Source organism: Sphingomonas sp. CARO-RG-8B-R24-01, assembly GCF_022662295.1.
Taxonomy (GTDB): domain Bacteria; phylum Pseudomonadota; class Alphaproteobacteria; order Sphingomonadales; family Sphingomonadaceae; genus Sphingomonas.
Genome location: NZ_JAKNQI010000007.1, coordinates 120,927 through 145,429 on the forward strand (window position 1 = coordinate 120,927; position 24,503 = coordinate 145,429).

The following is a 24,503-nucleotide window of genomic DNA, read 5'->3' on the forward strand; positions in this document are numbered from 1 at the left end:
CATGACGTTAGCGGTACTGCTCCGTCAGCATAGCGAGCGATGCGCGATGTGTCAGGTCGAGATGCAGCGGCGTTACCGCGACATATCCGTCCGCAATCGCTTCCAGGTCGCTGGCATGCGTCGGGGTCTCGACCGTCTGTCCCAGCGCGAACCAGTGATAGTCATACCCGCGCGGGTCACGGTTGGTCACGATCTGCAATCGTCCATAATCGCGAAACCCTTGCTGCACGATCTTGATGCCCTTGACCGCGTCCGCGGCGATGGGCGGAAAATTGACGTTGACGAGCGTCCGGGGTTCCAGCGGCGCGTCGAGCAGCGGGCGCAGCACACGCTCTCCCCACAGGGCCGCCGCCCCGAAGGGAACGGCATCGCCCGCGCCTTCGCGGGTATAGGCCTGACTGAGCGCGATCGAGCGGACACCGGCAAGTGCCCCTTCCATCGCTGCCGATACCGTCCCCGAATAGGTGACGTCTTCCGCGAGATTGGCCCCACGATTGACGCCCGACAGGATCAGGTCGGGTTTATGGTCCTGCATGATTCGGCCCAGCGCCATCATTACGGCATCGGTCGGCGTGCCGGCGACCGCGAACCGCTTGTCGCCGTGCCGCCGCACCCGAAGCGGCCGGGTCAACGTGAGCGAATGGCCCGCGCCGGATTGTTCCTCGCTCGGCGCCACGATCCAGATGTCGTCTGACAGGCGCGCGGCAATCTCCTCCAGGATCTTGAGCCCAGGCGCATGATAACCGTCATCGTTGGTCAGCAGGATCCGCATTATCGGGTCGGCTCGAGCCGGTTCAGCCCCCCGAGATAGGATTGCAGAACCGGCGGGACGACGACGGACCCGTCCTCGCGCTGGTAGTTTTCCAGAACCGCAACCAGCGTACGACCGACCGCCAGGCCGGACCCGTTCAGCGTATGGACGAAGCGCGTTCCCTTTTCCCCATCGGGACGATAGCGTGCGTTCATCCGGCGTGCCTGGAAATCCGTGCAGGTCGAGCAACTCGAAATCTCGCGATACCGATCCTGCCCCGGCAGCCAGACTTCCAGGTCGTACGTGCGTGCTGCGGTGAATCCCATGTCGCCGGTGCACAGTTTCATCCGGCGAAACGGCAGCTCCAGCGCGGTCAAGATCGCTTCCGCACAGGCCGTCATCCGCTCATGTTCCGCTTCCGACGCGTCGGGCGAGACGATCGATACCATCTCCACCTTTTCGAACTGATGCTGGCGGATGAACCCGCGCGTATCCCGGCCGGCCGCGCCCGCCTCGGAGCGGAAACAGACCGTCAGTGCAGCAAAACGCAACGGCAGTTCGGATTCGGCAAGAATACTGTCGGCGACGATGTTGGTCAGGCTGACTTCCGCGGTCGGGATCAGCCACCGGCCATCGGTCGTGCGAAACAAATCCTCGGCGAACTTCGGCAACTGCCCGGTGCCGAACAGCGCCTCGTCGCGAACCAGCAACGGCGGCACGACCTGCTCGTAGCCGTGGTCGCGCGCCAGCGTGTCGAGCATGAACTGGCCCAACGCGCGGTGCAACCGCGCGGCGGCGCCGCGCAGCAGCGTGAAGCGCGCGCCGGACATGGCCGCGCCGGTCTCGAAATCTAGCCCCAGCGCCGGGCCGATCGAATCGTGTTCGGCTGGCTTGAACGTAAAGGTCGGGTGGGTGCCGTGCTCGGCAACGACGACGTTGTCGTCTTCGTCCGCACCCTCCGGAACGTCGGCGAGCGGCACGTTCGGCAAGACTGCCAGCCGCTCGGCGAGCGCGTCGCCCAGGGTCTTGGCTTCTGCTTCGATCGCGGGCAGGCGTTGCTTCAACGCCGCGACTTCTTCCATCAACGCGGCAGACGTCGCATCGTCCCTGGCAGCCTTGGCGGCGCCGATCGCCTTCGACGCTTCGTTGCGGCGCGCCAGTGCAACCTGCGATTCGGTCGTCAGGGCGCGGTGCCGCTCATCGAGGGCAACCAGTTCGGCGGCAACCGGGGCTACGCCACGACGGGCGAGCGCGGCATCGAACGCGGCGGGATCGTCGCGGATGAGACGGATATCGTGCATGACGCGGCTATGGCGCTGCCCGCGCGGCTAGGCAAGACACCGCGCCCTCGTCAATCGACCGGCTGTGCGTCGGCAGAGAAGCGGCCGCGCCGGCTCAACCGATCGCGGACGATGAGGGCGGCGGCCGCGGCCCCGAACAGCCAGACCATTGGCGGCGCGGGAACCGGCGCCGGCGGGGCATTGGGGTCACGCGGGTTGCCGGCGCCGCGCGCGGCACTACCGCTCCCGTTGGTGCTGCCGGAACTCGATCCGCCGGTCGACGTCGGCGATCCCGATCCGGAAACCGTGCCGCCGGATGTTTCACCCGTTGCTCCGCTCGACGTGGCGGTACGGGTGTCGCCGCTCCCCCCATTGGACGTCAGCACGTTGCCGCCGGTCGACGAGGAACCGGGCGCGCTGTTTTGTCCGGTTCCACCCGATGACGATGACCCGGCGCCGGACGTTCCGGTCGACGTCGCGACGAGGATCATGCCGCTTCCACTGGACCCGCCTCCACCGCCGAGGAAGCCACCTGACAGGAAGCCGCCCCCGCCGAAACCGCCGTTGCCACCGATCACCGCCGGAGCGCCCGCGCCAGCGGTCGAAAAGCTGGCCGGTCCCGTATAAGGCGTGGCGATCGGGAGTGGCACACCTTGTTCGGACGCCGGCGCGACGAGCGGCTGGGTGGTTGCGCACGAGGTGGCAGCGGCGCGCCGGATATGCGTGCCGCCCAATGCGGGGTTACGCGCAGCAACCACAGGCGACGGGCGTGCAACCCGCTTGTGCACGCCATGCGGCCGCGGCTGGGCGCGGTCGGCAAGATGAACCGCGCCGCCGCCGACCACGGCGCCACCGCAAACACACGCGCAGAGTTTGGCTGCGGCCATACGAACTGACATGACGCTACTCGCTACTCTCCGGGACAAACCTGCGCCGGACCGACATTGCATTCATTTAACGCCGGCAGAGCTCAACATCCCGTTAAGCGCGCATTCATTCGCGACATCGGCGCAGACGAAGCGTCATTTATCGGCCTGGTGCTGTCGTGCCGAAGGCCGTGTACCGCGATGACACAGTGCCGCAGGGGTGCCCTCCACGCGCGCCGTATTTTCGCGCCGAATGCGGTATGATCGGTCACTCGGCGCGTGTTTTTCTGCAAGCTTCCGAAAAGAAACAACGAAGCTGCAGCAACAGTGCTGCTTGTGGACTTGTAACGGCATGCTATAGGCGCGCTCGACATGGAGTTGGCCCGGGGGGGTCCGGAGGTGCAAAACGCACCCAGTGACCGAGCGGAGAGAGTGGGATGGCGACGGTCTTGAATCGATTGGACGAACCCGAACAGGTCGCGGTGCCCAAAAGCGCCGATGACGGATACCGCCCGAGCGCCGATGAGGTGTTCATGAATCCGCGGCAGCAGGATTATTTCCGCGCGAAGTTGCAAGCCTGGAAGGAAGCGATCCTGCGCGAGGCGGCGGGAACGCTGTCGCAGCTGCAGCTGGATACGCTGCGGGAGGCCGATCTTACCGATCGCGCATCCAGCGAAACCGACTGGTCGATCGAATTGCGCACCCGCGATCGCCAGCGAAAGCTGATCTCCAAGATCGAGGCGGCGTTGCGCCGGATCGACGAGGGCGAATATGGCTATTGCGAAGTCACCGGCGAGCCGATTTCGCTGGCCCGGCTCGAAGCGCGTCCGATCGCGACGATGACGGTCGAGGCCCAGGAACGGCACGAGCGGCACGAGAAGGTCTCGCGCGAGGAATAGATCGGGCGTTGGCCGGGCCGGCACGAAATCTTAAGCCGTTTTAAACCATTTTTGGCTATCGACGGGCTTTGAACGGGGAACGGCACGACCTTTCGCGATGGACCAGTATTCGCCAGATCAAGCACCAGTTTCGGCTGACGATGCGACTTCGAACCGGCAGGACGTTCGCGACAGCCTGTTTCTGATGGCGGAATTGCGTCTTGCCGGAGTGAGCGCGGGGCGGCAGGTTCGGGTGCGCAACCTTTCGGCCGGGGGGATGATGGCGGACTATCCGGAAGGTCTGGACCGTGACGCGCGTGTCGAAGCCGATATCCGCGGCATCGGATGGGTGCCCGGTCATGTAGCCTGGTCGACGTCCGGGCGAATCGGGATTGCCTTCGACCGCCAGATCGATCCGCTTCTGGCGCGGAAGCCAGTGGGGCAGGGCGCGCATACGCCCGTTTTCGTGAAGCCGATCCTTCCGCGCGGCAACCTGCGCTGATCCGGTACCAAAGCGGTCCGGGCGCTTTCGCGCCCGGACCCGGCAGGCTTATTGAAGCTGCTCTAATTCTTCCTTGATCAGCAATTTCTGCTTTTTCAACGCGGCGATCGTGGCCGTGTCGGGCAACGGGCGTTGCGTCTCCGCAGCGAGTCGCTGGTCGAGGACTGCATGCTTGGCTGCCAGGGCCGAATGATGTGCGGTCTGCATTGTCTGCGTACCTCCTTCATGTGCTGCTTGGGGGAGCGGAGTAAACCACTTGCCGCGCTGCTTGTCTCCCCAAAGATACGATGCAGCGAGATGCGTGCACCGAATTGCGCGACCGGCCGAAATTTATCCGGACCGCGGATTGATCATTTGCTAAGGGCAGCGGATCGAATGGGGAACCGATGGACGACAGCCTGATCGCAAAGCGCCTGGAAGTGTTGCGGGTCGAGCATCGTGATCTCGACTCCGCGATCGCCGCGCTGCTCGATGGAGCGTCGGCGGACCAGCTGCAACTTGCCCGCTTCAAGAAGCGCAAGCTTCGGCTGCGCGACGAAATCTCGCTGCTGGAGGACCAACTGGTTCCAGACATCATCGCCTGATCGACCGGCCGACCGCGCTACGTTGTGCCACTTTCGGTTCGTCGCAGCCGCAGGCTGAAACCGTACCGCAGCCCGCGCATTTGTGCGACATGGACGACATGACGGGATCCCTGCACGACTCGCGGATGCGCCGCCGCGTGATTGACACGCTCTATACCGACGCGATGATTCTGGCGGACGAAGCGCGCAGCTATTTCGACGATGGCGGACGGACGGATCGCAATGCACTCGATCCAATGGCGCGGGTCGCCTTCAGCTGCGAGTCGCTGAAGGTGACCACCCGACCGATGCACGTAATCGCGTGGCTTCTGACCCAGCGCGCGGTTGATGCTGGCGAAATGGAATTGCGGGAAGCGCTGGACCCCTCGCGCCGGTTGGGAGATGCGCCCGTCAGCGAACCGCGGTCGCTGGTGGCCTTGCCGACCGGCGCGCAGCGATTGATCGCTGCGAGTCGGGAATTGCACGGTCGGGTCGCGCGTCTCGATGCCGCACAGGCCGGCACGGCGGTAGTGACCCACAGCCCGGTGCATGCGCTTCAGGGCCGTCTGGCCCACGCCTTCTAACGCGAAACGCAGGACGTTCGGGCTTGTTGCCCAACTCGGCTACAGGTTCAGCCGCGCACGCGCCGCATGGTACTGTCGTTCGAGACGATCGACCATCGCAGCCACGGGCTCGACCCGGTCGATCACGCCGATACCCTGGCCCGATCCCCAGATGTCCTTCCATGCCTTGGGTTTCGATCCGTTTCCGGTTCCGAAATCCATCGTTTTCAGGTCGCCTTCGGGCAGATGATCTGGGTCCATCCCGGCCCGCTCGATCGATCCGCGCAAATAATTGCCATGCACCCCGGTGAACAGATTGGAGTAGATGATGTCCGACGCCTTGCCGTCAACGATGCCCTGTTTGTAGTCCGCCTCGGCATTGGCTTCCACGCTCGCGATGAAGGGCGAACCGATATAGCCGAAATCCGCGCCCATCGCCTGCGCCGCCAGCACCGCATCGCCGGTTGCGATCGATCCCGACAAGGCGAGGGGGCCATCGAACCACTGGCGGATTTCCTGGATGATCGCGAAGGGTGAGAGCCTTCCGGCATGGCCGCCCGCGCCCGCCGCAACCGCGATGAGGCCATCTGCCCCCTTCTCGATCGCCTTGCGCGCAAAACGGTCGTCGATCACGTCGTGCAGCGTGATCCCGCCCCAGGCGTGGACCGCCGTGTTGAGGTCTTCCCGCGCGCCGAGTGAGGTGATCACGATCGGCACCTGCCACTTGGCGCAAGTAGCAAGATCCGCTTCGAGCCGTTCGTTTGACCGATGGACGATCTGGTTCACCGCGAAGGGGGCGGCAGGGCGATCCGGATGATCGCGGTTATGGGCCGCCAATTCCTCGGTGATGCGGTGGAGCCATTCGTCGAGCAACGCCTGCGGCCGTGCGTTCAGCGCCGGGAAGGAGCCGACGATCCCCGCCTTGCACTGGGCGATGACCAGTTCCGGTCCCGAGATGATGAACAGCGGCGAGCCGATGACGGGAAGCCGGAGGCGGTCGAACAGCGGAGGAATGCTCATATGCGTTTCATAGCGCAACCGAAACGCCTGTCCAGCAAGCCTATAGTTGCAGAGGTAACTGAATGCCTTAAGGAACGGGGTCTTGAGATGATAACCGGAGTGTCGTGCGTGAAGCTTTCCCTTGCCGCGGTCTTGCTGTCCGCCGTTGCGACCCCGGCCTTCGCCGTGGGCCAGTTGCCGGGCGGTGTCACGCCGCTCACCTACGACATTTCCGTTCGTCCCGATGCCAAGGCGATGACCTTTTCCGGCGAGGAGACGGTTGCGATCGACGTGGCCAAGCCGACGCGAACGATCGTCCTGAATGCCGCCGATCTGAAGATTTCGCGGGCGACGCTGGACGGAAAGGCCGTCACCTTCCGGCTCGACGTCGCGAAGCAGCAGCTGGTTCTGACGCCGGGGACGGTCGTATCGGCAGGCAAGCACGCGCTGGCGTTCGCCTGGACCGGGACCATCAACACCTCGGCCGCCGGGCTGTTCGCGATCGACTATACCAACAAGGACGGCTCTGCCGCCCGCATGCTGGTGACCCAGTTCGAGGCGCCCGACGCGCGCCGCTTTGCGCCGCTGTGGGACGAGCCGGCCTACAAGGCCCGCTTCACGATCAGCACGATCGCTCCGGGCGACCAGACCGCCTTTTCCAATATGCCGGCGACCAGCGTTACCAAGCAGGCCGACGGTACCAAGCTGTATCGCTTCGCCGAAACCCCCAAGATGTCGAGTTACCTGATGTTCCTCGGCATGGGCGACGTCGAGCGCAAGACGGTGATGGCGGGGAAGACCGAGATCGGCATCATCACACGGCGCGGCGTGGTCGACCAGGGCGATTATGCGCTGGCACAGGCGAAGCGACTGCTGACCTATTACAATGCGTATTTCGGACAGCCCTATCCGCTGCCCAAGCTCGACATGATCGCAGGCCCGGGCTCGAGCCAGTTCTTCGGGGCGATGGAGAATTGGGGCGCGATCTTCTATTTCGAGCCCGAACTCCTGTACGATGCGAAGCGGGCGACGCAGAGCGGCAAGCAGCGCATCTTCACGGTGGTCGCGCATGAAATGGCGCACCAGTGGTTCGGCGACCTGGTGACGATGAACTGGTGGGACGATCTCTGGCTCAACGAAGGCTTCGCCTCGTGGATGGAAAACAAGTCGAGCATCGACCTGAACCCTGAATGGTACGCCGCCGCCACCGCCGTGGCGCAGGACCGCGAGGGCGCGCTTCAGGTCGACTCGACCGTCGGCACGCACCCGATCATCCGTCACGTCGAGACGGTCGATCAGATCGGCCAGGCGTTTGACGGTATCACGTACATGAAGGGGCAGGCGGTGATCGGCATGCTCGAATCCACGCTCGGCGCCGACACGTTCCGTGCCGGCATCCGGGGATATATGGCCAGGTACAAGTACGGGAACACCGCGACCGACCAGTTGTGGGACGAGCTGTCGACGGCGGCGAAGACACCGGTGGCCCCGATCGCGCATGATTTCACGCTCCAGCCGGGCGTTCCGCTCGTGACGATGACCGACGCGCGCTGCCTTGGCGGCAAGACGCAGGTCAGCCTGACGCAGGGGCGCTTCGCGTATGACGGTTCCGCCAAGCAGGCGGAGACGTGGCGGGTGCCGATGACGCTCGGTGTCGTGGGTCAGGCTGATGTCCGCGCGACGGTGCGCGGCGCGGCCGTGCAGCCGGTCACACTTCCCGGTTGCGGGACCGTCGTGCTCAACCGCGACAAGGGCAGCTACGCCCGGGTTCAGTACACCGCACCGGCGCATGCCGCGATCGTACGCGATTTCGGCAAGATCGCGCTGACCGATCAGCTCGGGACGCTCGGGGATGACTTTGCATTGGCAAAGGGTGGGAACCAGCGGCTCGATCGCTATTTCGCCGACGTCGGGGCGATCGGGGTCGAGGCGAACCCGCTGCTGTGGCAGACCGTGGCGGGGCAGATGTCCGACCTGGACGGGCGCGTCGCCAAGGGTCCCGCCCGGGACGCGGTCGGTGCCAAGATCGTCCGCACGCTTCAGCCTGTCATGACGCGCGTCGGCTTTTCCGCTGGCCGCGACGAGGGCGCGTTGACCGCAACCCTCCGCGAAACGCTGATCGCGGTGCTGGGCGAGCACGGTGACCCTGCGGTCATCGCCAAATCGCGCGACCTGTTTGCCGCTTTGCAGAAGAACCCGGACGCCATCCCGGCATCGATCCGCGCGCCGATCCTCGGCGTCTTCGCGCACAATGCCACGGTGGCCGACTGGGATGCGCTTCTGGCGCTGACGATGGCCGAAAAGAACCCGGTGACCAAGAACACCTACGTCCGGCTGCTCGGCGCGCCAAAGGACGACGGCCTTGCGCAGCGCGCGCTTGCGCTGCTAACCACCGATCGTTTCACCGCGCCGCAAAAGGCGAGCTTGCTGCGCGCGGTGGCGAACGAGCATCCGGACATGGCGTTCGACTATGCGGTGGCGCATATCTCCCTGATCAATACGCTGGTGGAAACGAGCACCCGTGCCGGCTTCGTCGCCGGATTGGGGGCGGGATCCGACGACCCCGCGATGCCTGGCAAGATCACCGCATTCGCCAAGGCAAATCTTCCGGCCGAGGCACAGGGCGCGGCAACGCGTATCGTGTCGGCGATGGCGGCACGGCAGATGGTGGACGCGCGGATCCGGGAAGATGTCGCCGCCTGGGGCCGATCCACCTCCTGAGTCGGCGCGATACGGTGTTCCGGTCACATGGGCGGGGAGGGATCGACCGATCCCAACCGTCCGGCCGGGCATGGCCGAGGGACGACTTGGGTGTTAGTCTCGTCGTCCCAACCTAGCAGTTCGTGGAGCGTACCTCATGTTCAGTCATGTCATGGTCGGATCGAATGACATCCATGCCTCACAGGCGTTCTACGATGCGACGCTCGGCGCGCTTGGCGCCGGCGCCGGTCGCAGTGACCCCATGGGAAGGATCTTCTACATGCACGACGGGGGGCTGTTCATGGTGACCATGCCGATCGACGGCGCTCCCGCCTGCCATGCCAATGGCGGGACGATCGGTTTCAGGGCCGCATCGCAGGCAGCGGCGGATGCTTGGCATGCGGCGGGCCTGGCCAACGGCGGTACCGAGTGCGAAGACCCGCCCGGTGTCCGCGAAGGCGCCTTCGGCAAGCTGTACCTGGCCTATCTCCGGGATCCGGCAGGCAACAAGCTGTGTGCCATGTACCGGGTGCCGGCCTGATCCAAAGCATCGACGCGGCGCAAGCTCTTGCTTGACGCCGCGCGCGCACCATGTTGTCAGCCGGCCCGTCGCGACCCTAGACGCGGCGGGCCGACAGGACGAAAGTGATCATGACCACCTACACCACCCGCATGTTGATCCTCGGTTCGGGGCCGGCCGGCCTTTCCGCTGCCATCTATGGCGCCCGCGCCGGGATGAAGCCCATCCTCGTTCAGGGCATCCAGCCGGGCGGCCAGCTGATGACCACGACCGACGTCGAGAATTATCCGGGCTTTGCCGACGTCATCCAGGGACCCTGGCTGATGGAACAGATGCAGAAGCAGGCCGAGCACGTCGGGACGCAGCTGATGTACGACACGGTGGTCGAGGTGGACCTCACGCGGCGACCGTTCCGGCTGATCGGCGATGGTGGGGACGTCTATGAGGGCGACGTGCTCGTCATCGCGACGGGCGCACAGGCAAAATGGCTCGGGCTCGACAGCGAGGACGCGCTCAAGGGCAAGGGCGTCAGCGCCTGCGCCACCTGCGACGGGTTCTTCTATCGTGGCAAGAAGGTCGCGGTGATCGGCGGCGGCAATACGGCGGTCGAAGAGGCGCTTTACCTGACCAACCACTCGCCTGACGTAACGCTGATCCATCGGCGGGACTCGCTGCGGGCGGAGCGCATCCTGCAGGAACGGCTGTTCGCGCATAAGGGCGTGACCGTTCTGTGGAACAAGGAAGTCGACCAGTTCGTCGACGGCGGTGGTACGGCCGGACTGGTCGCGATCGACCTGATCGATACCGTGACCGGCGAAAGGTCGCGGCTCGATACCGAGGGCGGTTTCGTCGCGATCGGGCATCATCCGGCGACCGAATTGTTCCGTGGGCATCTTGCGCTCGATGACGATCACTACATCTGGACGGAGACCGGCTCGACCCGAACCAGCGTACCGGGCGTGTTTGCGTGCGGCGACGTGATGGACAAGGTGTATCGCCAAGCGGTGACCGCTGCCGGTACGGGATGCATGGCGGCGCTGGACGCCGAGCGCTTCCTGGCGGAGATGGAATTCGAAATGGCCGAGGCCGCGGAATGATTGTTTGGCGATCCGCGGACCTGCTTCAGGGTTCGCGGACCGCCATGACGATCTGGTCGGCCAGCCAATGCGATTCGTCGATCCCGGCGAAGCTGTGGCTTGCGGTGTCGTAGACCGCGATCGGGATGCGGTGCGCGTGCAGGGCAGCCAGCGTTTTCCAGGCGTCGCGAAAGGCTATCGCCGTATTGTCCCGTTCCGCCAGCAGGATACGGCTGGGCGTTTGCGCACGGTCCAAGGTCGCCGAGACGCGCCGGAGCAAGGTTTGGTCCCTGTCCACGTTGGGTTGGAGGGCCTTCATGAGCCCCCGATAAAGCTTGCCGAGATGGACGCCGCCCCGAGCCAAGCGGAGCCATTCCCGGGGGTCACGCAGTTTTGCGGCATAGCGGGCGCGGATCGCGGCGGGGGCGGGCAAGTCGCCGGTTGCAGGGATTATCCAAGGGTTTGCGAGGATCAACTGATCGACGCCGGCATCTGCGCCGAACAGCGCAAGGGCGGTTGCCGCGTCGCAATTGCCGAACGCGACGAGGCGCTCCAGTGCGGCTTCCTGGCGAAAATAGGCGACGGCAGCGGCGATGTCGGGCGCGGAGGAGAGGAAGCCCGCGTTGGTACCCGTCGAATCCCCGACCCCTCGTCGGTCGAAACGGAAGACGGGGATGCCTTGCTCGGCCACCCGGCGCGCCAGCAGCGCCATCCCCCGGTGCGCCCCGATCCGAATTTCGTTTCCGCCCGAAACGATCAGCAGTCCGGTCCTGCCCGCAGCATCATCGAGCGTTCCGAGCAGCGTTTCCCCCGCACATGCAAAGGCCATTATCCGGCGCATGAGACGACCCATGCCGTGATATCGTCGGCCAACAGCGCAACCAGCGGAAGATCGATGTCGGGCTCAGACCTCCGCCATAAGGCCGTCCCCTCGACATGGCGGTCCGCCGCCCAGGCGTCTCCGGTCAGCCGAACCACCCGTCCGCCGTGCGAAGGCACCTCCAAGCCGTCTGCGGCTTCCAACGCGTCGAGCAACGTTCGACCGATCACATTGCCGGCAATGGTGACGGTCTGGGCGGTACGCGCGGGCAGTTCGCGAACCGGCGCGCCGGTGTTCAAGGTGGCGGCATGATCGATTCGGCGTAGCTGGCGCAGAAGATCGCGCCCCGGCTGCGGCGCGAACAGCCAACGCCGCTCCGGCAGGGCAAACGTATCCAGCAAGGCACCGCTGCGTATCGCGACGGCGTGGATCGGTCCATGCGTCATGGCGGCGGCCCGGGCGGCAGCGGCGAGCCCCGCCCGCATATCTGCCAGCGTGCAGTCCTGCAGGGGCGTCAGGCTTTCGCCCTGACCCGGAACATCGGGCAGCAGGCTGGCGATGCCGGCATCGGCCAGCCTGCGGCACATGGCGACGATCGACGCGCGCAGACGATTGGCCTCTTCGAACAACGGCAGCACCACGACAACGATCGGCCCGGAGCCCGGCCCGAAGCGCAGCATTGCCTCCCGGCCGCCGCGCCAGGCGTACTCGTCGATCAAGCCGCCGTCATTGCGGCGCGTGTGCTGCCGCGAAGCGGACGAGCGCACCGAAGCTTTCGAGCATCTCGCCGTCGACCTCATCGTCCTCGATCAGGATACCGAGCCGCTCTTCGATCTCGGTCAGCAAACCCGCCACAGCCATCGAGTCGAGCTCGGGCAGGGCGCCAAACAGGGGCGTGTCGTCCTGGAACGCGGCGACGCGTTCCTCGCTCAGTCCGAGCACGTCGCGAAGGCAACCTCGAATGGTGGAATCGATCTGGCCGTAATTATCTGGAAGCACTGCGAGCCCCGGTTCCGTCTCTTGATGGTGCGCTGCGATAGAGAATGCACGACGTGCTGCCAAGAGCATCGCGATGGGCCTTCACAGTCGGTCGCGGAGGGCTATCAAGAGGCATGGTTCCACTCGACCCCACGCCGTACCCGATCGATACGCTTCCAGCCCGCGGCATCCCGTCCGAAGTGGCGCTGGTCGACCGCGCCGGAACGCTTGATTTTGCGGGCCTCGAGCAACTGACCGGGCAGGTCGCCGCCTGGCTCGCAGCCCAAGGCCTGGAACCCGGGGCGCGGGTAGCAAGCTGGCTGCCCAAGACGCGTCTGGCATGTGTCCTGCCGATGGCGGTGCCGCGTGCCGGATTTGTCCATGTGCCGATCAACCCAATGCTAAAACGCGCGCAGGTGGCCCATATCGTGGCCGATAGCGGCGCTGCGCAATTGATCACGCAAGCGGGCCGTGCGGATACGCTTGAAAGCCTAGATATTCCGGAAACTTGTACCATCATGCTTGATCATGATGTGAGCTGGTCGGGAGATCCTCGGCCCGCATCTTGCGCGTCGGGCGATACGCTGGCGGCGATCCTGTATACGTCGGGCTCGACGGGGCGGCCCAAGGGCGTGATGCTGAGCCATGCCAATCTATGGCTCGGTGCGATCAGCGTAGCGCACTACCTCGCGCTCGAGCGATCGGACCGCGTGCTGGGCGTCCTGCCGCTGAGCTTCGATTACGGGCAGAACCAGATGTTTTCGACGTGGGCGGCAGGGGCGCGCTACGCGCCACTCGACTATCTGACCGCCCGGGATGTCGTGAAGGCGGTGGACCGGGTTGGTGCTACCACGCTGGCGGGCGTACCACCCTTGTGGGTGCAGCTGCTTGAGACAGAATGGCCGGATGCAGTCGCAAACATTTTGAAACGATTGACCAATTCCGGCGGTGCTCTGACCACGTCGCTGATTGCGGGGCTGCGCGCGCGTTTCCACCAGGCGGATCTCTATCCCATGTACGGACTGACCGAGGCATTCCGTTCGACCTATCTTCCACCGGCTCTGGTCGACGACCATCCGGAGTCGATCGGACGCGCCATTCCGTTTGCCGAGATACTCGTCGTTCGTCCGGATGGGTCACGCGCGGAGACGGGTGAACCAGGCGAGCTGGTCCATGCTGGCCCGTTGGTAGCGGGGGGGTATTGGCAAGATGCGGCCCGCACCACGCAACGCTTCCGACCGGCACCGGCCTGGGCATCGTCTGACGGACTCGCCGTCTGGTCGGGGGATACGGTCGTCGCCGCGGATGACGGCTTGTTGCGATTCATCGGTCGCGATGACGAGATGATCAAAAGCGCCGGCAACCGGATCAGTCCGACTGAAATCGAAGACGCGGTCGTTGCGGGTGGCGAGACCGTCGAGGCGGTGGCGATCGGTGTTGCCGACCCGCGGCTGGGGCAGTCGATCGTCGTCGTCCTGCGGGGCGATGGGACGCGTGAACCCGAATTGCGGGCCCGGCTGCGTCGCGATCTGCCGAGCTTCCAGCAGCCGCAGCGCTATGTGTGGCGGGACGATTTGCCGCGCAACGCCAACGGGAAGCTGGACCGCGCGGCTCTCAAAGCGGAAATGACGTCATGAAGCCAATGGGATCGATCCCTGCCGACTTTGCCGCCTTGCCGTTGCGAATCGGCGGACAGGAGGCGGCGGCATGGATTGCGGCTACGGGGGACACGCCTCTGTTCGTCTACGACATAGAGGTGGTCGCGCGGCGGATCGCCCAATTCCGCGTGGCCATGCCCGATGCCGTCCATCTACACTATGCGATCAAGGCCAATCCCTTCCGCCCGCTGCTCGCTGCGATGGCGCCGCTGGTCGACGGGCTGGATATCGCGTCGGCAGGCGAACTCGCGCTTGCGCTGCCGCACATGCCGGCGGCGAGGATCAGTTTTGCCGGTCCGGGCAAGCGCGATGACGAGCTTGCCGTGGCGATCAAGGCCGGCATCACTGTCAACGTGGAATCTGCCGGCGAAGCAGCGCGGGCGTTGGCGATCGCCGATCGCGATGGCATTGCGCCGCGGCTGGCGGTGCGCGTCAACCCCGACATCGAGTTGCGCGGATCGGGGATGCGGATGGGTGGCCGCGCATCGCCCTTCGGGATCGACGCGGATCAGGCCGCTGCCGTCGCGCGCACGATCGTCAATGCAGGAGCAGATTGGCGCGGCTGGCACATATTCGCCGGATCGCAGGCGCTGGACGCCGGCGCGATCATCGAAACGCAAGCCGCAACGCTGGCACTGGCCGATCGGCTGAGCGACGAGGTCGGGAAGCAGCCGCCGCTGGTCAACCTCGGCGGCGGGTTCGGCATTCCGTATTTCCCCGGGGAGCGGCCGGTCAACGTTGCTGCGATCGGCGCGGCGCTGGGAGAGGGTCTGAGCGCGCGCGACCAGAACGGTACGCGTTATGCGATCGAGCTTGGTCGGTGGCTCGTGGGAGAGGCCGGGGTGTATCTCACCCGAGTCGTCGACCGAAAGGAGAGTCGCGGCGAGACGTTTCTCGTGGTGGACGGCGGCCTGCATCATCAGCTGGCGGCAACGGGCAACCTGGGCACCGTGGTGCGTCGCAACTATCCGGTAGCGATCGCGACGCCGCGCGTGGGCTCCGCGACCGAGACGGTCAGCGTGGTCGGACCGCTGTGCACCCCGCTGGACCGCCTTGCCGACAGGGTAACGCTTCCGGTGGCGGAAGTCGGCGATCTGGTCGCGGTCTTCATGGCGGGCGCTTATGGCCTGACGGCCAGTCCCACGGCCTTCCTGGGGCATGCTCCCGCCCGCGAACTGCTGGCAGGGCTCCCGGTTCAGCCCTAACGCTATCTTCACCCCTTGCCCGCCATAGAGACGCGATTATCGCGCGCTATCGGGACCTGTCGGCGGTGCCCCCCGGCGTTTGCGCGCGACGGGAGGTGTTTATGGTGTGCGTGTCGAGGACTATTGCGGCGGTGCTGCTGGGGGGGGGCGTCACGGCCACGCTCGGCGGTTGTGCCGGTAGCACCCGGCCCGTCCTGCCGCAGGCGTCGTTCGTCGCTGCGCAGGACAAGCCGAGCGAAGAATATATCATCGGCCCGCTCGACCAGCTCAACATCTTCGTCTGGCGCAATCCCGAGCTGTCGACCAAGGTCCAGGTCCGACCGGATGGACGCATCACTACGCCCTTGATCAGCGACATGCCCGCCGTCGGCAAGACGCCGCGGATGCTGGCCGACGACATGAAGATCTCGCTGGGCGAATATATCAAGGATCCGATCGTTTCGGTGATCGTCGAGAATTTCTCGGGAACGTTCAGTCAGCAGATCCGCATCGTGGGCGCGACAGAGAAGCCCGCGTCGATCCCGTATCGCGCGAACATGACGTTGCTGGATGCGATGATCGCCGTTGGCGGGCTCAACCAATATGCAGCGGGAAACCGCGCGCGCCTGGTGCGCTATGATCGTGCCACCGGGAAACAGGCCGAATTCGCGATCAAGCTGTCGAGCTTGCTGAAAGAAGGCGATAGCCGCGCGAACGTCCGCCTCGAACCCGGCGACGTGATCATCATTCCCGAAAGCATGTTCTGAGGGCGCGGGGATGAACGGACTTTTCGATGAACTGCGCCTGGCGGCGTATGCGATCTGGACCCGGCGCTGGATCGCGCTTGGTCTGGCGTGGGGCGTCGCCCTGCTGGGTTGGCTGGTCGTGGCGCAGATCCCCAATACGTACGAGTCCCGGGCGCGCGTCTTCGTTCAGATGCAGACCGTGCTGCCCAATGCGGTCGGCATCACGGCCGCGGATCAGCAAAAGGACGTCGACACGATTCGCCAGACGCTCACCTCGGCGACGAGCCTGACCAAGGTCGTGCGCGGAACCGACCTGGCCAAGACGGTAAAGACCGATCGCGACCTGACGGATCGCGTCGTCGGCCTGCAAAGGGCGATCAAGATCACCGCACAGCAGGACAATCTGTTCGAGATCGTGGCCACCGGGGCGAGCCCCAGGGTGACGCGGCAGGTGGTCCAGAAACTGATCGACCTGTTCGTCGAACAGAATGTGTCGGGCGATCGCGACGAAACCAGCCAGAGCCTTACGTTCCTGGATGCGCAGCTCGCCGCGCGCCAGCAGCAACTCTCCGATGCCGACGCCAAGCGGACCGACTTCCAGAACCGCTATCTCGGCAGTCTTCCGGGGACGGGGACGCTCACCGACCGGATGGGTGCGGCGCGCTCGGCCATGGCACAGGTCGATAGTGATCTGGCCGCGGCCCAGTCCGGGCTGGCGGCGGTCAATGGCCAGATGGCGGGAACCCCCTCGAATGTTCCCGGCGTCGGGGTCGGGGGCAGCATGGGGCCGGCACGGGCGCGGCTGAATGCGATCCAGGGGCAGCTCGCGGATGCAAGAGCCCGGGGATATACTGAGAACCATCCCGATGTCGTCGCGCTCCGCGGCCAGCTTGCGGCGGCTCAAGCGGCCGCAAAAGGCGAGCCGCTGGTTGGTGGTGGCGGGGGTACGGCGGCGTCCAACCCGGCCTATCTTTCGATGCGGTCGATCCAGGCGGAAAAGCAGGCGCAGGTCGCGGCGTTAAGCGCGCGCCGGGCGCAGCTGCAATCCGACCTCGATACGATCACCGCCAAACTATCGGGGAACCCGCAGGTGGCTGCCGAACAATCCAAGATCGAGAACGACTATCAGGTGCTGAAGGACTCGTACGCGAAGCTGCTGTCGGACCGCGAGGCGATCAAGCTGCGCGGGCAGGCGCAGTCGCAAACCGATTCGATCAAGTTCAGCGTGATCGATCCGCCCTCGGCGCCGCGCGTCCCGGCATCCCCCAACCGGCCGTTGCTGCTGACCGGGGTGCTGGTTGCGGCGTTGGGGGCTGGTGTTGCCGGCGCGTTCGTCTTCGGTCAGCTCAAGACGACCTTTCCGACGGCCAGCCGGCTGGAAAAGGTGAGCGGGATGCCGGTGATCGGGTCGATCGGGCAGATGTACCGCCCCGACCAAATTGCGGCACGGCGGCGCATGCTGTTCTATTATGGCGGCGCGGTCGCGGGGCTGGGCGTCGCCTATGTCGGGCTCCTCGGAGTTGAAATGCTTCAGCGGGGTCTCGCGGCATGAGCAGGCCTGTCCCCTTGAAGTCGACCGCTTCGCTGCTGGAACGCGCTGCTGCGCTTTACGACATTGGTCAGCATCGCGGCGCGCGGCAACCCGACGGTGTGGAAGGGGTATACGTTCCCACGATGACGGGGGTGTCGCCAACCGTTCTGCCGCCGAGCCCGCCGGTGCGCGCAACGACGCCAAACCCGGATGTTCCTGCCGCGACCATCGACCGGGCCTTGCTGGCCGAGCAGCATCTGCTGGTGCCGGGGGCGGCGGTCGGCGCGCTTGCCGAGGAATTCCGCCTGGTGAAGCGTCAGCTGATGGCAACCGCCCGCGCCTTGCGGCCGGTCGACCCCACGGCGGCACGGACGTTTCTGGTGACGTCGGCGAACCCGAACGACGGCAAGACCTATTGCGCGCTCAACCTGGCGATTTCGCTGGCCGCCGAGCGCGACGTCGAGGTGCTGCTGGTTGATGCTGATTTCGCCAAGCCCGACGTCATGGCGCGGGTCGGGCTCAGCGAGGGAAAGGGCGTGCTCGATGCCTTGGCGGACCCCTCGGTCTGCGTCGAACAGTGTATCGTTCGCACGGACATTCCGCATCTGAGCCTGCTGCCGTGCGGAACGAAAACGACGGCCGACACCGAATTGGTCGCAAGCGCCCGGACCGGCGAGATGATCGCGGCCTTGCTGGCGGCGGACCCGCGGCGGATCATCATCTTCGATTCGCCCCCGGTACTGGCCGCGTCGCCCGCCGCCGTGCTCGCCGGTCAGGTCGGGCAGGTGATGATCGTGGTGCGCGCGGATCGGACCAGCGAGGGCGATCTGCGCGAAGCGGTCGCGCTGCTCGATGGCTGCGACCATCTGCAGCTGCTGCTCAATGCCGTAGGGTATGCGCCTGGTGGGCGCCGGTACGGGAGCTATTACGAGCGACTGGACGAGGGGAAATGACCCGACGCGGGGGCTGGATTTGTGCGATCGCGGTCGCCACGATCGGCATCGTCCCCGTGTCCGCGCCGGCCAATGCGGCCGAGCGCGACCGATCCATCGCGCCGTATATCGAAATCGGTCAGGTGGTAACCGCCGACCTGACGACCGACGACGTGCTGACCTATTCGACCCTTGCCGCCGGCGTCGAGGCGTCGCTCCAGACCCGGCGGACCCAGGCGCAGGTCAGCTATCGCTACGAGCGCCGGTTGTCCTACGACAAAAGGGTCGGCGACAATACGATCCACAGTGGGTTGGCGCGCGGTGCGATCAGGCTCGTGCCGGGGGTCAGTTTCGACGGCGGAGCGATCGCGACGCGGGTGCGCTCCGATATCCGCGGGGCAGCTCCCGGAAATCTCGCGGGGAATGTCGACAATATCGCACAGCTCTATTCGGGCTACCTCGGACCGACGCTGGCGAGCCATGTCGGACCGGTTGGGGTCGGGGCAAGCTACAGATATGGCTTCACGAAGGCCGACGCCCCCGGCCGGACCGGGGTTCCCGCCGGAAGCGCCGCACTCGACGTCTTCGATACCGCGCAGAGTCACGTCTTCGCCGCCCAGGCGGGCGTCAAGCCGGGCAGGGTGCTGCCCGTCGGCCTGACCGTCTCGGGCGCCTATGAGATCGATACCGCATCGCAGCTCGACCAGCGCTATGAGTCGACGCTGGGGCGCGCCGACGCTGTCCTGCCGGTTCTGCTCAGCGTCGCGATCACTGCGGGCGCAGGCTATGAGAAGATCATCGTTACCCAAAAGGACCCGTTGCGCGATGCCGCTGGCGCTCCCGTCGTCGATGGACGCGGCCGGTTCGTAACCGACGCGGCCGCCGCGCCCAGGATTGCCTATGAAACCGACGGGCTGATCTATGACGGCGGCGTGATCTGGCGACCCAGTCCACGCACCTCGCTCCAGGCGCGTGTCGGGCGACGGTACGGCGGCATGACCTACAGCGGGTCATTCAGCTATGCCGCGTCGCGATCGATCGGAATGCAGATCGCGGTTTATGACAGCGTCGATACCTTCGCGCGCCAGTTGCGCCAGGGACTGGCAGGATTGCCGACGAGCTTCATCGATCAGCGCGACGTGTTCGGGCAGCAGTTCAGCGGTTGTACTTTCGGCGCAACCAGCGGTGCTGCCGGCGGGTGTCTGAATGGCGTGTTCCAGTCGATCGCAACCGCGGCCTATCGCGCCCGCGGGATCGATGGCGTGCTGTCGGCAAGGCACGGCGCGCTCAATTTCGGGGTCGGCGCAGGCTTTGCCACTCGGCGCTTCCTCGCGCCCGCCGGCACGGGATTCAGCATCGACGGCGTGACGGACGAGAGCGTTTACGCCCAGGCGTTCCTGGCTGCGCCGATCGATCGCAGCTCCGGCATCAACGGCACGATCTTTGCCAATTACTATGAAAGCGGTCTCAGCGCAGCGCCGGGGGTGTTCGGTACCGGGGCGACCGGCCTCTATTTCCATAATTTCGGGCGTATCGCCGCGCAGGCAACGGCTGGAATCTATGCGTTCAATCAGAAGGGCATCGACGACCAGCTTTCGGCACAGGCGCAGCTTGGAATGCGGTATCACTTTTAAAACGCTCGGGCGTGTAAGATCCCGGCGAGGATGGTGTAATGTACGACGATCATTATGGACTGACCGGCCGGCCGTTCCAGCTTACGCCGGATCCGCGTTTCTGGTTTGAAACCGCGACGCATCGCAAGGCGATGGCCTATCTCGGCTATGGCCTGTCGCAGGGCGAGGGCTTCATCGTCATCACCGGCGACGTCGGTGCGGGGAAGACGACGCTGGTCGGTCACCTGATGGCGACGATCGACCCGAGCCGGCTGCAAGTGATCAAGATCGTGTCGACCCAGATCGAGGCGGAGGATTTGCTGCGGATGGTCGCATCGGGACTTGACCTCGACGGGGAGGGCCTGACCAAAGCGCAGCTGCTGGTCGCGATCGAGCGCGGCCTGCAGGCGACTGCACGCACCGGCCGACGCACGTTGCTGATCGTCGATGAGGCGCAAGCGCTGCCGGTGGGCAGCCTCGAAGAATTGCGGATGCTTTCCAACTTCCAGACCGGTGGCCACTCCCTCCTCCAGATTTTCCTGTTGGGCCAACCCGAGTTCCGGGCACGGCTATACGGATCGGATCGACTGGAACAGCTGCGCCAGCGAGTCATCGCGGTCCACCATCTCGATCCGATGGGCCCTGAGGAAGTCGAGCCCTATATGCTGCACCGCCTGTCCGTCGTGGGAGCCTCCGGTCGGCCGCGATTCACCAACGACGCCTTCGACGCGCTGTATGCGGCCTCGGACGGCGTACCGCGCCGGCTGAACCAGCTCGCCGGGCGAGTGTTGCTGTTCGGCGCGTTGGAGCAGCTTGACGTCATCGATGCCGATGCGGTCACCCTGGTTGTCGCCGACATCGCCGGCGACATGCCCGGTGCCAGGTCGGGCGCCTCCCCGGTTGGGCTCTCGCCTGTCGCCGTCAACGATGCCGAGCCGGTTGGCCTGTACGCCGTCGAACGGAGTGAGGCATCGCGCTTTGGCGTATCGCCGCAGCCCGCGGACGTACGCCCGTCGGCCCCGGTCGCGGTGCCGCTGGCCGACGCGGATGAGACGGAAGCGCTCGCCGCACGGATCGCGCTGCTCGAGGCGCGGATCGAAGAGCAGGACATCGCACTGCGGCGCGTGTTGACCCTGCTCGTCGACTGGGCGGAAGCCGGTCATGGCCCGACGGGCTTCCAGCACAGCAACGGGAACTGATCGCGATGCGCCATGCCATGTCGGTGGACGTCGAGGACTGGTTCCAGGTCGGTGCGTTCGAAAAGGTGATCGACAAGGCCGCATGGCCAACGCTCGCCTCCCGCGTCGAGCGGAATACCGATGGGGTGCTGGCCCTGTTCGCCGAGAGCGGGGTCAAGGCGACCTTCTTCACGCTCGGCTGGGTCGCCGCGCGGTATCCGGCGGTCATCCGCCGGATCGTGGAGCAGGGGCATGAACTGGCGAGCCATGGCTGGGACCATGACCGGGTATTCACGATGACCCCCGAACACTTCCGCGCGGATATCGCGCGCGCGCGGTCCGCGCTGGAGGATGCGGGCGGCGTCGCGATTACGGGATATCGCGCGCCGAGCTTTTCGATCGATGCCCGGACGCCATGGGCACACGCGGTGCTGGCGGATGAGGGGTACCGCTACTCTTCCAGCATCGCACCCCTGCGGCATGACCATTATGGCTGGCCCGAAGCGCCGCGTTACGCCTTCCGTCCGCTGGTCGATTCCATGCTGGTCGAGGTTCCCGTGACGGTCGCCGAATGGGGCGGGCGCCGGATGGCGACGGGCGGCGGCTTCTTCCGATTGTTCCCGGCGGCGGTCACGGACTATGCGGTCCGCCAGGTCGACGCAGCGCGCCAGCCCGCCGTCTTCTATTTCCACCCGTGGGAGATCGATCCCGGCCAGCCCCGGGTCGACCACGCCCCGCTCCGGTCGCGGTTGCGGCATTATAGCCGGCTCGGTGCGATGGCGGGCAAGCTGCGGGGTCTGCTCGAACGGCACGAATGGGGCCGCATGGATCACATCGTGGGCGGGCTGGAACGCGTACCCGTCGGGATGGTCGCGGCGTGACGTTACCGTTGCTAGCAGTTCCGGTGGCGGTACGAATCGCCGACCTGCGCGATCCGTTGGAGCGCGTGCGGATCACGGACTTCGTGCGGGCGCATCCTGACGGGACCCCGTTCCATCTTCCCGCATGGAGCCTTGCGGTCGCGGAGGGCTGTGCACAGACCAGCTACGTCCTGATCGCGGAGCGGGCGGACGGGTCGCTCGCGGGGATTCTGCCCCTGACCGAAATCCGTTCACCGCTGTTCGGCAAGGCCCTTGTCTCGAGCGGCTTTGCGGTCGGCGGCGGGATCCTTGCAGGCGACGATGCGGCGGTGGGCCCGCTTGCCGATGCAGCGATCGGGCTGGCCGCGCGACTCGAGTGCCCCACGCTGGAACTGCGCGGCGGGCCGATCCCGCCGGGGGACTGGCAGATCGACGATGCCACGTATCTGGGGTTCACGGGGCCGCTTCTGCGGGACGAGACCGCACGACTGGTGGGCATTCCCCGCAAGCAACGCGCGGAAGTGCGCAAGGCGCTGGACCGCGACCTGACGGTCACGACCGGAACGGGCGGTGACGATCGCCGCGCGCATTATGCGGTCTATTCCGAATCGGTCCGCAATCTGGGGACGCCGGTTTTTCCGGCGCGGCTGTTCCGGTCGGTGCTGCAACACTTCGGTGGAGACGCCGACATCCTCACGGTGAGAGCGGCGGGAAAGCCCGTCGCGAGCGTGCTGAGCCTGTATTTCAACGGCACGGTCTATCCCTATTGGGGTGGGGGTACGCAGGCGGCGCGCGCCTTGCGGGCCAATGACCGGATGTATTTTGCGCTGATGGCGCATGCAGGCGCGCGCGGCTGTACGCGCTTCGACTTCGGCCGGTCCAAGGCGGGCACCGGGCCGGCGGCGTTCAAGAAGAACTGGGGGTTCGAGGGCACGCCGCTGGTCTATGCCAGGCACGCCGCGCCGGGGGCGACGGTGCGGGAGATCAACCCGCTCGACCCGCGCTTTGCGCGCAAGGTGGCGCTTTGGAAAAAGCTGCCCTTGTGGGTCGCCAACACGGTCGGGCCGCACGTCGCGCGCGGTCTTGGCTGATGGGCGACATCCTCTTTCTCGGTCATCGGCTGCCCTATCCGCCCAATCGCGGGGACAAGATCCGCGGGTATCACGTCTTGCGACACCTCGCGGCGACCCAGCGTGTCCATCTGATCGCTTTCGCGGATGATCCGCGCGATCTGGAACCGTGGGATGCGATCGATCAGATCACGGCCAGTCGCACAATCGTCTGGCGGTCGAAGTCGCGCCTGCGCGCCGCGGCCGAGGCGATCGTCAGCGGCGCGCCGATCTCGTTGACGGCATTTGCCGATCGTGCCGTCCGGAGCGCGGTCGAAACGCTCCTCGCCGAGCAGGCGATCGACACGATCTACGTCTTTTCGAGCCAGATGGCACAATATCTCCCGCTGAATGCCGGGCAGCGCGTGATCATGGACTTCGTCGACATGGATGCCGCCAAATTCGAGGCCTATGCCCGCGACTCCCGCGGACCGATGCGGTGGCTGATGGCGCGCGAAGCGGCACTCCTCCTGCGCCATGACACGGCGATCGCGCGGCGATCACAGGCCAATCTGTTCGTCAGCGCCGCCGAGGCGACGCTGTTCCGGGAACGCAGCGGCGCGGCCAACGTCCATGCGGTCGAAAACGGGATCGATACCGCCTTTTTCAATCCCGAGAGGCCCTATGCCGCCGTCGATTTGCCAGGCCCTTCGATCGTCTTCACCGGTCAGATGGATTACCGGCCGAATGTCGAGGCGGTGACCTGGTTCGTCGACGCAATTTTGCCGAAGATCCGCCGCATCCACCCCGATGCACGGTTCGCCATCGTCGGACGCGCGTCGACGGAAGCGGTCAGGAAGCTCGCGCTGCACCCGGGCGTGACCGTTACCGGCGAAGTGGCTGACGTTCGGGCGTGGATCGCGGCAGCATCGGTGGTGGTCGCTCCCCTGAAGCTTGCCCGGGGCGTGCAGAACAAGGTGTTGGAGGCGATGGCGATGGCACGGCCGGTCGTCGCCTCGCGGGCGGCGGCAGAGGGGATCGATCACCGCGGAACGATCCGTGTCGGCGAGACCGCCGATGCGCTCGGCGATGCGATAACGGCGATTTTGCGGGATCCCGCCGCCGCCGCGCACCTGGGGCAGGCCGCCCGTACGCAGGTTATGACCCGCTACAGCTGGGCGGCCCGGCTGGCACCGCTCGATGGGTTCCTCGGACACGCCGCCGCGTATCCCGTCACGCCCTGACGTGGCGAGCCT

The 24,503-nt window shown here is 65.8% G+C and carries 25 protein-coding genes; 17 read left to right on the forward strand and 8 right to left on the reverse strand.

The features are described from left to right. Nucleotides 1–7: 7 nt before the first annotated feature. Genes surE through L8G49_RS14535 form a run of 3 tightly spaced genes read right to left on the reverse strand, consistent with a single transcriptional unit; the run spans nt 8 to nt 2,789 of the window. On the reverse strand, nt 8–772 hold the full coding sequence (gene surE, locus L8G49_RS14525) for a 5'/3'-nucleotidase SurE (protein ID WP_242139081.1): 765 nt from the start codon (nt 770–772) through the stop codon (nt 8–10). After that, on the reverse strand, nt 772–2,052 hold the full coding sequence (serS, locus tag L8G49_RS14530) for a serine--tRNA ligase (RefSeq protein WP_242139080.1): 1,281 nt from the start codon (nt 2,050–2,052) through the stop codon (nt 772–774). The genes surE and serS overlap by 1 nt, the downstream gene beginning before the upstream one ends. Nucleotides 2,053–2,102: 50 nt before the next feature. Continuing rightward, the gene (locus L8G49_RS14535; RefSeq protein WP_242186649.1) at nt 2,103–2,789 is read right to left on the reverse strand and encodes a hypothetical protein; all 687 of its coding nucleotides are present in this window, start codon (nt 2,787–2,789) and stop codon (nt 2,103–2,105) included. A 545-nt stretch (nt 2,790–3,334) separates the two neighbouring features. Here L8G49_RS14535 and dksA point away from each other — a divergent pair. Both dksA and L8G49_RS14545 read left to right on the forward strand, forming a co-directional pair. Next, the gene (dksA, locus tag L8G49_RS14540; protein ID WP_242186507.1) at nt 3,335–3,796 is read left to right on the forward strand and encodes an RNA polymerase-binding protein DksA; all 462 of its coding nucleotides are present in this window, start codon (nt 3,335–3,337) and stop codon (nt 3,794–3,796) included. A gap of 97 nt (nt 3,797–3,893) precedes the next feature. Beyond that, nucleotides 3,894–4,277: a PilZ domain-containing protein gene (locus L8G49_RS14545; RefSeq protein ID WP_242139078.1), complete on the forward strand. Its 384-nt coding sequence runs from the start codon at nt 3,894–3,896 to the stop codon at nt 4,275–4,277. 48 nt (nt 4,278–4,325) lie between these two features. Here L8G49_RS14545 and L8G49_RS14550 read toward each other — a convergent pair whose 3' ends face one another. Further along, nucleotides 4,326–4,484: a YdcH family protein gene (locus tag L8G49_RS14550; protein WP_242139077.1), complete on the reverse strand. Its 159-nt coding sequence runs from the start codon at nt 4,482–4,484 to the stop codon at nt 4,326–4,328. 179 nt (nt 4,485–4,663) lie between these two features. On the opposite strand from L8G49_RS14550, the gene L8G49_RS14555 reads away from it, so the two are divergent. Then, nucleotides 4,664–4,861 carry a DUF465 domain-containing protein gene (locus tag L8G49_RS14555; protein WP_242139076.1) on the forward strand — a complete coding sequence of 66 codons (198 nt, stop codon included), beginning with the start codon at nt 4,664–4,666 and terminating at the stop codon, nt 4,859–4,861. 98 nt (nt 4,862–4,959) lie between these two features. Then, nucleotides 4,960–5,424 (forward strand): DUF1465 family protein, encoded by a 465-nt coding sequence (locus L8G49_RS14560; protein ID WP_242186508.1) that lies wholly within the window; start codon nt 4,960–4,962, stop codon nt 5,422–5,424. Nucleotides 5,425–5,463: 39 nt separating this feature from the next. Here the strand turns inward: L8G49_RS14560 and L8G49_RS14565 are convergent, their stop codons facing one another. Further along, the gene (locus L8G49_RS14565) at nt 5,464–6,423 is read right to left on the reverse strand and encodes a nitronate monooxygenase family protein (protein ID WP_242186509.1); all 960 of its coding nucleotides are present in this window, start codon (nt 6,421–6,423) and stop codon (nt 5,464–5,466) included. 108 nt (nt 6,424–6,531) lie between these two features. Between L8G49_RS14565 and L8G49_RS14570 the strand changes: the two genes are divergently transcribed. The 3 genes from L8G49_RS14570 (at nt 6,532) to trxB (ending at nt 10,719) form a co-directional block, all read left to right on the forward strand. After that, nucleotides 6,532–9,123 carry a M1 family metallopeptidase gene (locus L8G49_RS14570; RefSeq protein ID WP_242186510.1) on the forward strand — a complete coding sequence of 864 codons (2,592 nt, stop codon included), beginning with the start codon at nt 6,532–6,534 and terminating at the stop codon, nt 9,121–9,123. Nucleotides 9,124–9,259: 136 nt separating this feature from the next. Then, nucleotides 9,260–9,643 (forward strand): VOC family protein, encoded by a 384-nt coding sequence (locus tag L8G49_RS14575; RefSeq protein ID WP_242186512.1) that lies wholly within the window; start codon nt 9,260–9,262, stop codon nt 9,641–9,643. 110 nt (nt 9,644–9,753) lie between these two features. After that, nucleotides 9,754–10,719, forward strand: coding sequence for a thioredoxin-disulfide reductase (trxB, locus tag L8G49_RS14580; RefSeq protein WP_242186513.1), 966 nt, complete (start codon nt 9,754–9,756; stop codon nt 10,717–10,719). Between the two features lie 25 nt (nt 10,720–10,744). Here the strand turns inward: trxB and L8G49_RS14585 are convergent, their stop codons facing one another. The 3 genes from L8G49_RS14585 to L8G49_RS14595 are packed head-to-tail and all read right to left on the reverse strand — an operon-like array spanning nt 10,745 to nt 12,517. After that, on the reverse strand, nt 10,745–11,551 hold the full coding sequence (locus tag L8G49_RS14585; RefSeq protein WP_347272067.1) for a hydrolase 1, exosortase A system-associated: 807 nt from the start codon (nt 11,549–11,551) through the stop codon (nt 10,745–10,747). After that, entirely contained in the window at nt 11,527–12,237 is a 711-nt protein-coding gene (locus L8G49_RS14590; RefSeq protein WP_242186514.1) for a hypothetical protein, read from the reverse strand. The genes L8G49_RS14585 and L8G49_RS14590 overlap by 25 nt, the downstream gene beginning before the upstream one ends. Before the next feature lie 7 nt (nt 12,238–12,244). After that, on the reverse strand, nt 12,245–12,517 hold the full coding sequence (locus tag L8G49_RS14595; RefSeq protein ID WP_242139068.1) for an acyl carrier protein: 273 nt from the start codon (nt 12,515–12,517) through the stop codon (nt 12,245–12,247). Nucleotides 12,518–12,630: 113 nt separating this feature from the next. Here L8G49_RS14595 and L8G49_RS14600 point away from each other — a divergent pair, with 113 nt between their 5' ends. The 10 genes from L8G49_RS14600 to L8G49_RS14645 all read left to right on the forward strand — a co-directional run bounded on the left by L8G49_RS14600 (nt 12,631) and on the right by L8G49_RS14645 (nt 24,491). Continuing rightward, nucleotides 12,631–14,133 carry an AMP-binding protein gene (locus L8G49_RS14600; protein WP_242186515.1) on the forward strand — a complete coding sequence of 501 codons (1,503 nt, stop codon included), beginning with the start codon at nt 12,631–12,633 and terminating at the stop codon, nt 14,131–14,133. Next, a complete protein-coding gene (locus L8G49_RS14605; protein ID WP_242186516.1) occupies nt 14,130–15,359 on the forward strand; it encodes a pyridoxal-dependent decarboxylase, exosortase A system-associated in 1,230 nt (409 codons plus the stop codon). Before L8G49_RS14600 ends, L8G49_RS14605 begins: the two co-directional genes overlap by 4 nt. A 101-nt stretch (nt 15,360–15,460) precedes the next feature. After that, complete coding sequence (locus tag L8G49_RS14610) at nt 15,461–16,105, forward strand: XrtA/PEP-CTERM system exopolysaccharide export protein (RefSeq protein ID WP_242186517.1); 645 nt, start codon at nt 15,461–15,463, stop codon at nt 16,103–16,105. A 10-nt stretch (nt 16,106–16,115) separates the two neighbouring features. After that, nucleotides 16,116–17,636, forward strand: a complete 1,521-nt coding sequence (locus tag L8G49_RS14615; protein ID WP_242186518.1) for an XrtA system polysaccharide chain length determinant — start codon at nt 16,116–16,118, stop codon at nt 17,634–17,636. Next, on the forward strand, nt 17,633–18,568 hold the full coding sequence (locus tag L8G49_RS14620; protein WP_242186519.1) for an AAA family ATPase: 936 nt from the start codon (nt 17,633–17,635) through the stop codon (nt 18,566–18,568). The genes L8G49_RS14615 and L8G49_RS14620 overlap by 4 nt, the downstream gene beginning before the upstream one ends. Continuing rightward, nucleotides 18,565–20,181 (forward strand): hypothetical protein, encoded by a 1,617-nt coding sequence (locus tag L8G49_RS14625; RefSeq protein ID WP_242186520.1) that lies wholly within the window; start codon nt 18,565–18,567, stop codon nt 20,179–20,181. Before L8G49_RS14620 ends, L8G49_RS14625 begins: the two co-directional genes overlap by 4 nt. 38 nt (nt 20,182–20,219) lie before the next feature. Beyond that, nucleotides 20,220–21,359, forward strand: coding sequence for an AAA family ATPase (locus L8G49_RS14630; protein ID WP_242186521.1), 1,140 nt, complete (start codon nt 20,220–20,222; stop codon nt 21,357–21,359). A gap of 5 nt (nt 21,360–21,364) precedes the next feature. Then, a complete protein-coding gene (locus L8G49_RS14635; protein ID WP_242139060.1) occupies nt 21,365–22,219 on the forward strand; it encodes an XrtA system polysaccharide deacetylase in 855 nt (284 codons plus the stop codon). Then, nucleotides 22,216–23,289, forward strand: coding sequence for a FemAB family XrtA/PEP-CTERM system-associated protein (locus tag L8G49_RS14640; RefSeq protein ID WP_242186522.1), 1,074 nt, complete (start codon nt 22,216–22,218; stop codon nt 23,287–23,289). Before L8G49_RS14635 ends, L8G49_RS14640 begins: the two co-directional genes overlap by 4 nt. Beyond that, nucleotides 23,289–24,491, forward strand: a complete 1,203-nt coding sequence (locus L8G49_RS14645) for a TIGR03087 family PEP-CTERM/XrtA system glycosyltransferase (RefSeq protein WP_242186523.1) — start codon at nt 23,289–23,291, stop codon at nt 24,489–24,491. Before L8G49_RS14640 ends, L8G49_RS14645 begins: the two co-directional genes overlap by 1 nt. The last annotated feature ends 12 nt before the right edge of the window (nt 24,492–24,503 follow it).

Excerpts from the sequence above, each read along its gene's own strand:
- surE (WP_242139081.1), bottom strand. The coding sequence starts at position 772 with ATGCGGATCCTGCTGACCAACGATGACGGTTATCATGCGCCTGGGCTC.
- serS (WP_242139080.1), bottom strand. The coding sequence starts at position 2,052 with ATGCACGATATCCGTCTCATCCGCGACGATCCCGCCGCGTTCGATGCC.
- dksA (WP_242186507.1), top strand. The coding sequence starts at position 3,335 with ATGGCGACGGTCTTGAATCGATTGGACGAACCCGAACAGGTCGCGGTG.
- L8G49_RS14545 (WP_242139078.1), top strand. The coding sequence starts at position 3,894 with ATGGACCAGTATTCGCCAGATCAAGCACCAGTTTCGGCTGACGATGCG.
- L8G49_RS14550 (WP_242139077.1), bottom strand. The coding sequence starts at position 4,484 with ATGCAGACCGCACATCATTCGGCCCTGGCAGCCAAGCATGCAGTCCTC.
- L8G49_RS14555 (WP_242139076.1), top strand. The coding sequence starts at position 4,664 with ATGGACGACAGCCTGATCGCAAAGCGCCTGGAAGTGTTGCGGGTCGAG.
- L8G49_RS14560 (WP_242186508.1), top strand. The coding sequence starts at position 4,960 with ATGACGGGATCCCTGCACGACTCGCGGATGCGCCGCCGCGTGATTGAC.
- L8G49_RS14565 (WP_242186509.1), bottom strand. The coding sequence starts at position 6,423 with ATGAGCATTCCTCCGCTGTTCGACCGCCTCCGGCTTCCCGTCATCGGC.
- L8G49_RS14575 (WP_242186512.1), top strand. The coding sequence starts at position 9,260 with ATGTTCAGTCATGTCATGGTCGGATCGAATGACATCCATGCCTCACAG.
- trxB (WP_242186513.1), top strand. The coding sequence starts at position 9,754 with ATGACCACCTACACCACCCGCATGTTGATCCTCGGTTCGGGGCCGGCC.
- L8G49_RS14585 (WP_347272067.1), bottom strand. The coding sequence starts at position 11,551 with ATGGGTCGTCTCATGCGCCGGATAATGGCCTTTGCATGTGCGGGGGAA.
- L8G49_RS14600 (WP_242186515.1), top strand. The coding sequence starts at position 12,631 with ATGGTTCCACTCGACCCCACGCCGTACCCGATCGATACGCTTCCAGCC.
- L8G49_RS14605 (WP_242186516.1), top strand. The coding sequence starts at position 14,130 with ATGAAGCCAATGGGATCGATCCCTGCCGACTTTGCCGCCTTGCCGTTG.
- L8G49_RS14610 (WP_242186517.1), top strand. The coding sequence starts at position 15,461 with ATGGTGTGCGTGTCGAGGACTATTGCGGCGGTGCTGCTGGGGGGGGGC.
- L8G49_RS14615 (WP_242186518.1), top strand. The coding sequence starts at position 16,116 with ATGAACGGACTTTTCGATGAACTGCGCCTGGCGGCGTATGCGATCTGG.
- L8G49_RS14620 (WP_242186519.1), top strand. The coding sequence starts at position 17,633 with ATGAGCAGGCCTGTCCCCTTGAAGTCGACCGCTTCGCTGCTGGAACGC.
- L8G49_RS14625 (WP_242186520.1), top strand. The coding sequence starts at position 18,565 with ATGACCCGACGCGGGGGCTGGATTTGTGCGATCGCGGTCGCCACGATC.
- L8G49_RS14630 (WP_242186521.1), top strand. The coding sequence starts at position 20,220 with ATGTACGACGATCATTATGGACTGACCGGCCGGCCGTTCCAGCTTACG.
- L8G49_RS14635 (WP_242139060.1), top strand. The coding sequence starts at position 21,365 with ATGCGCCATGCCATGTCGGTGGACGTCGAGGACTGGTTCCAGGTCGGT.
- L8G49_RS14645 (WP_242186523.1), top strand. The coding sequence starts at position 23,289 with ATGGGCGACATCCTCTTTCTCGGTCATCGGCTGCCCTATCCGCCCAAT.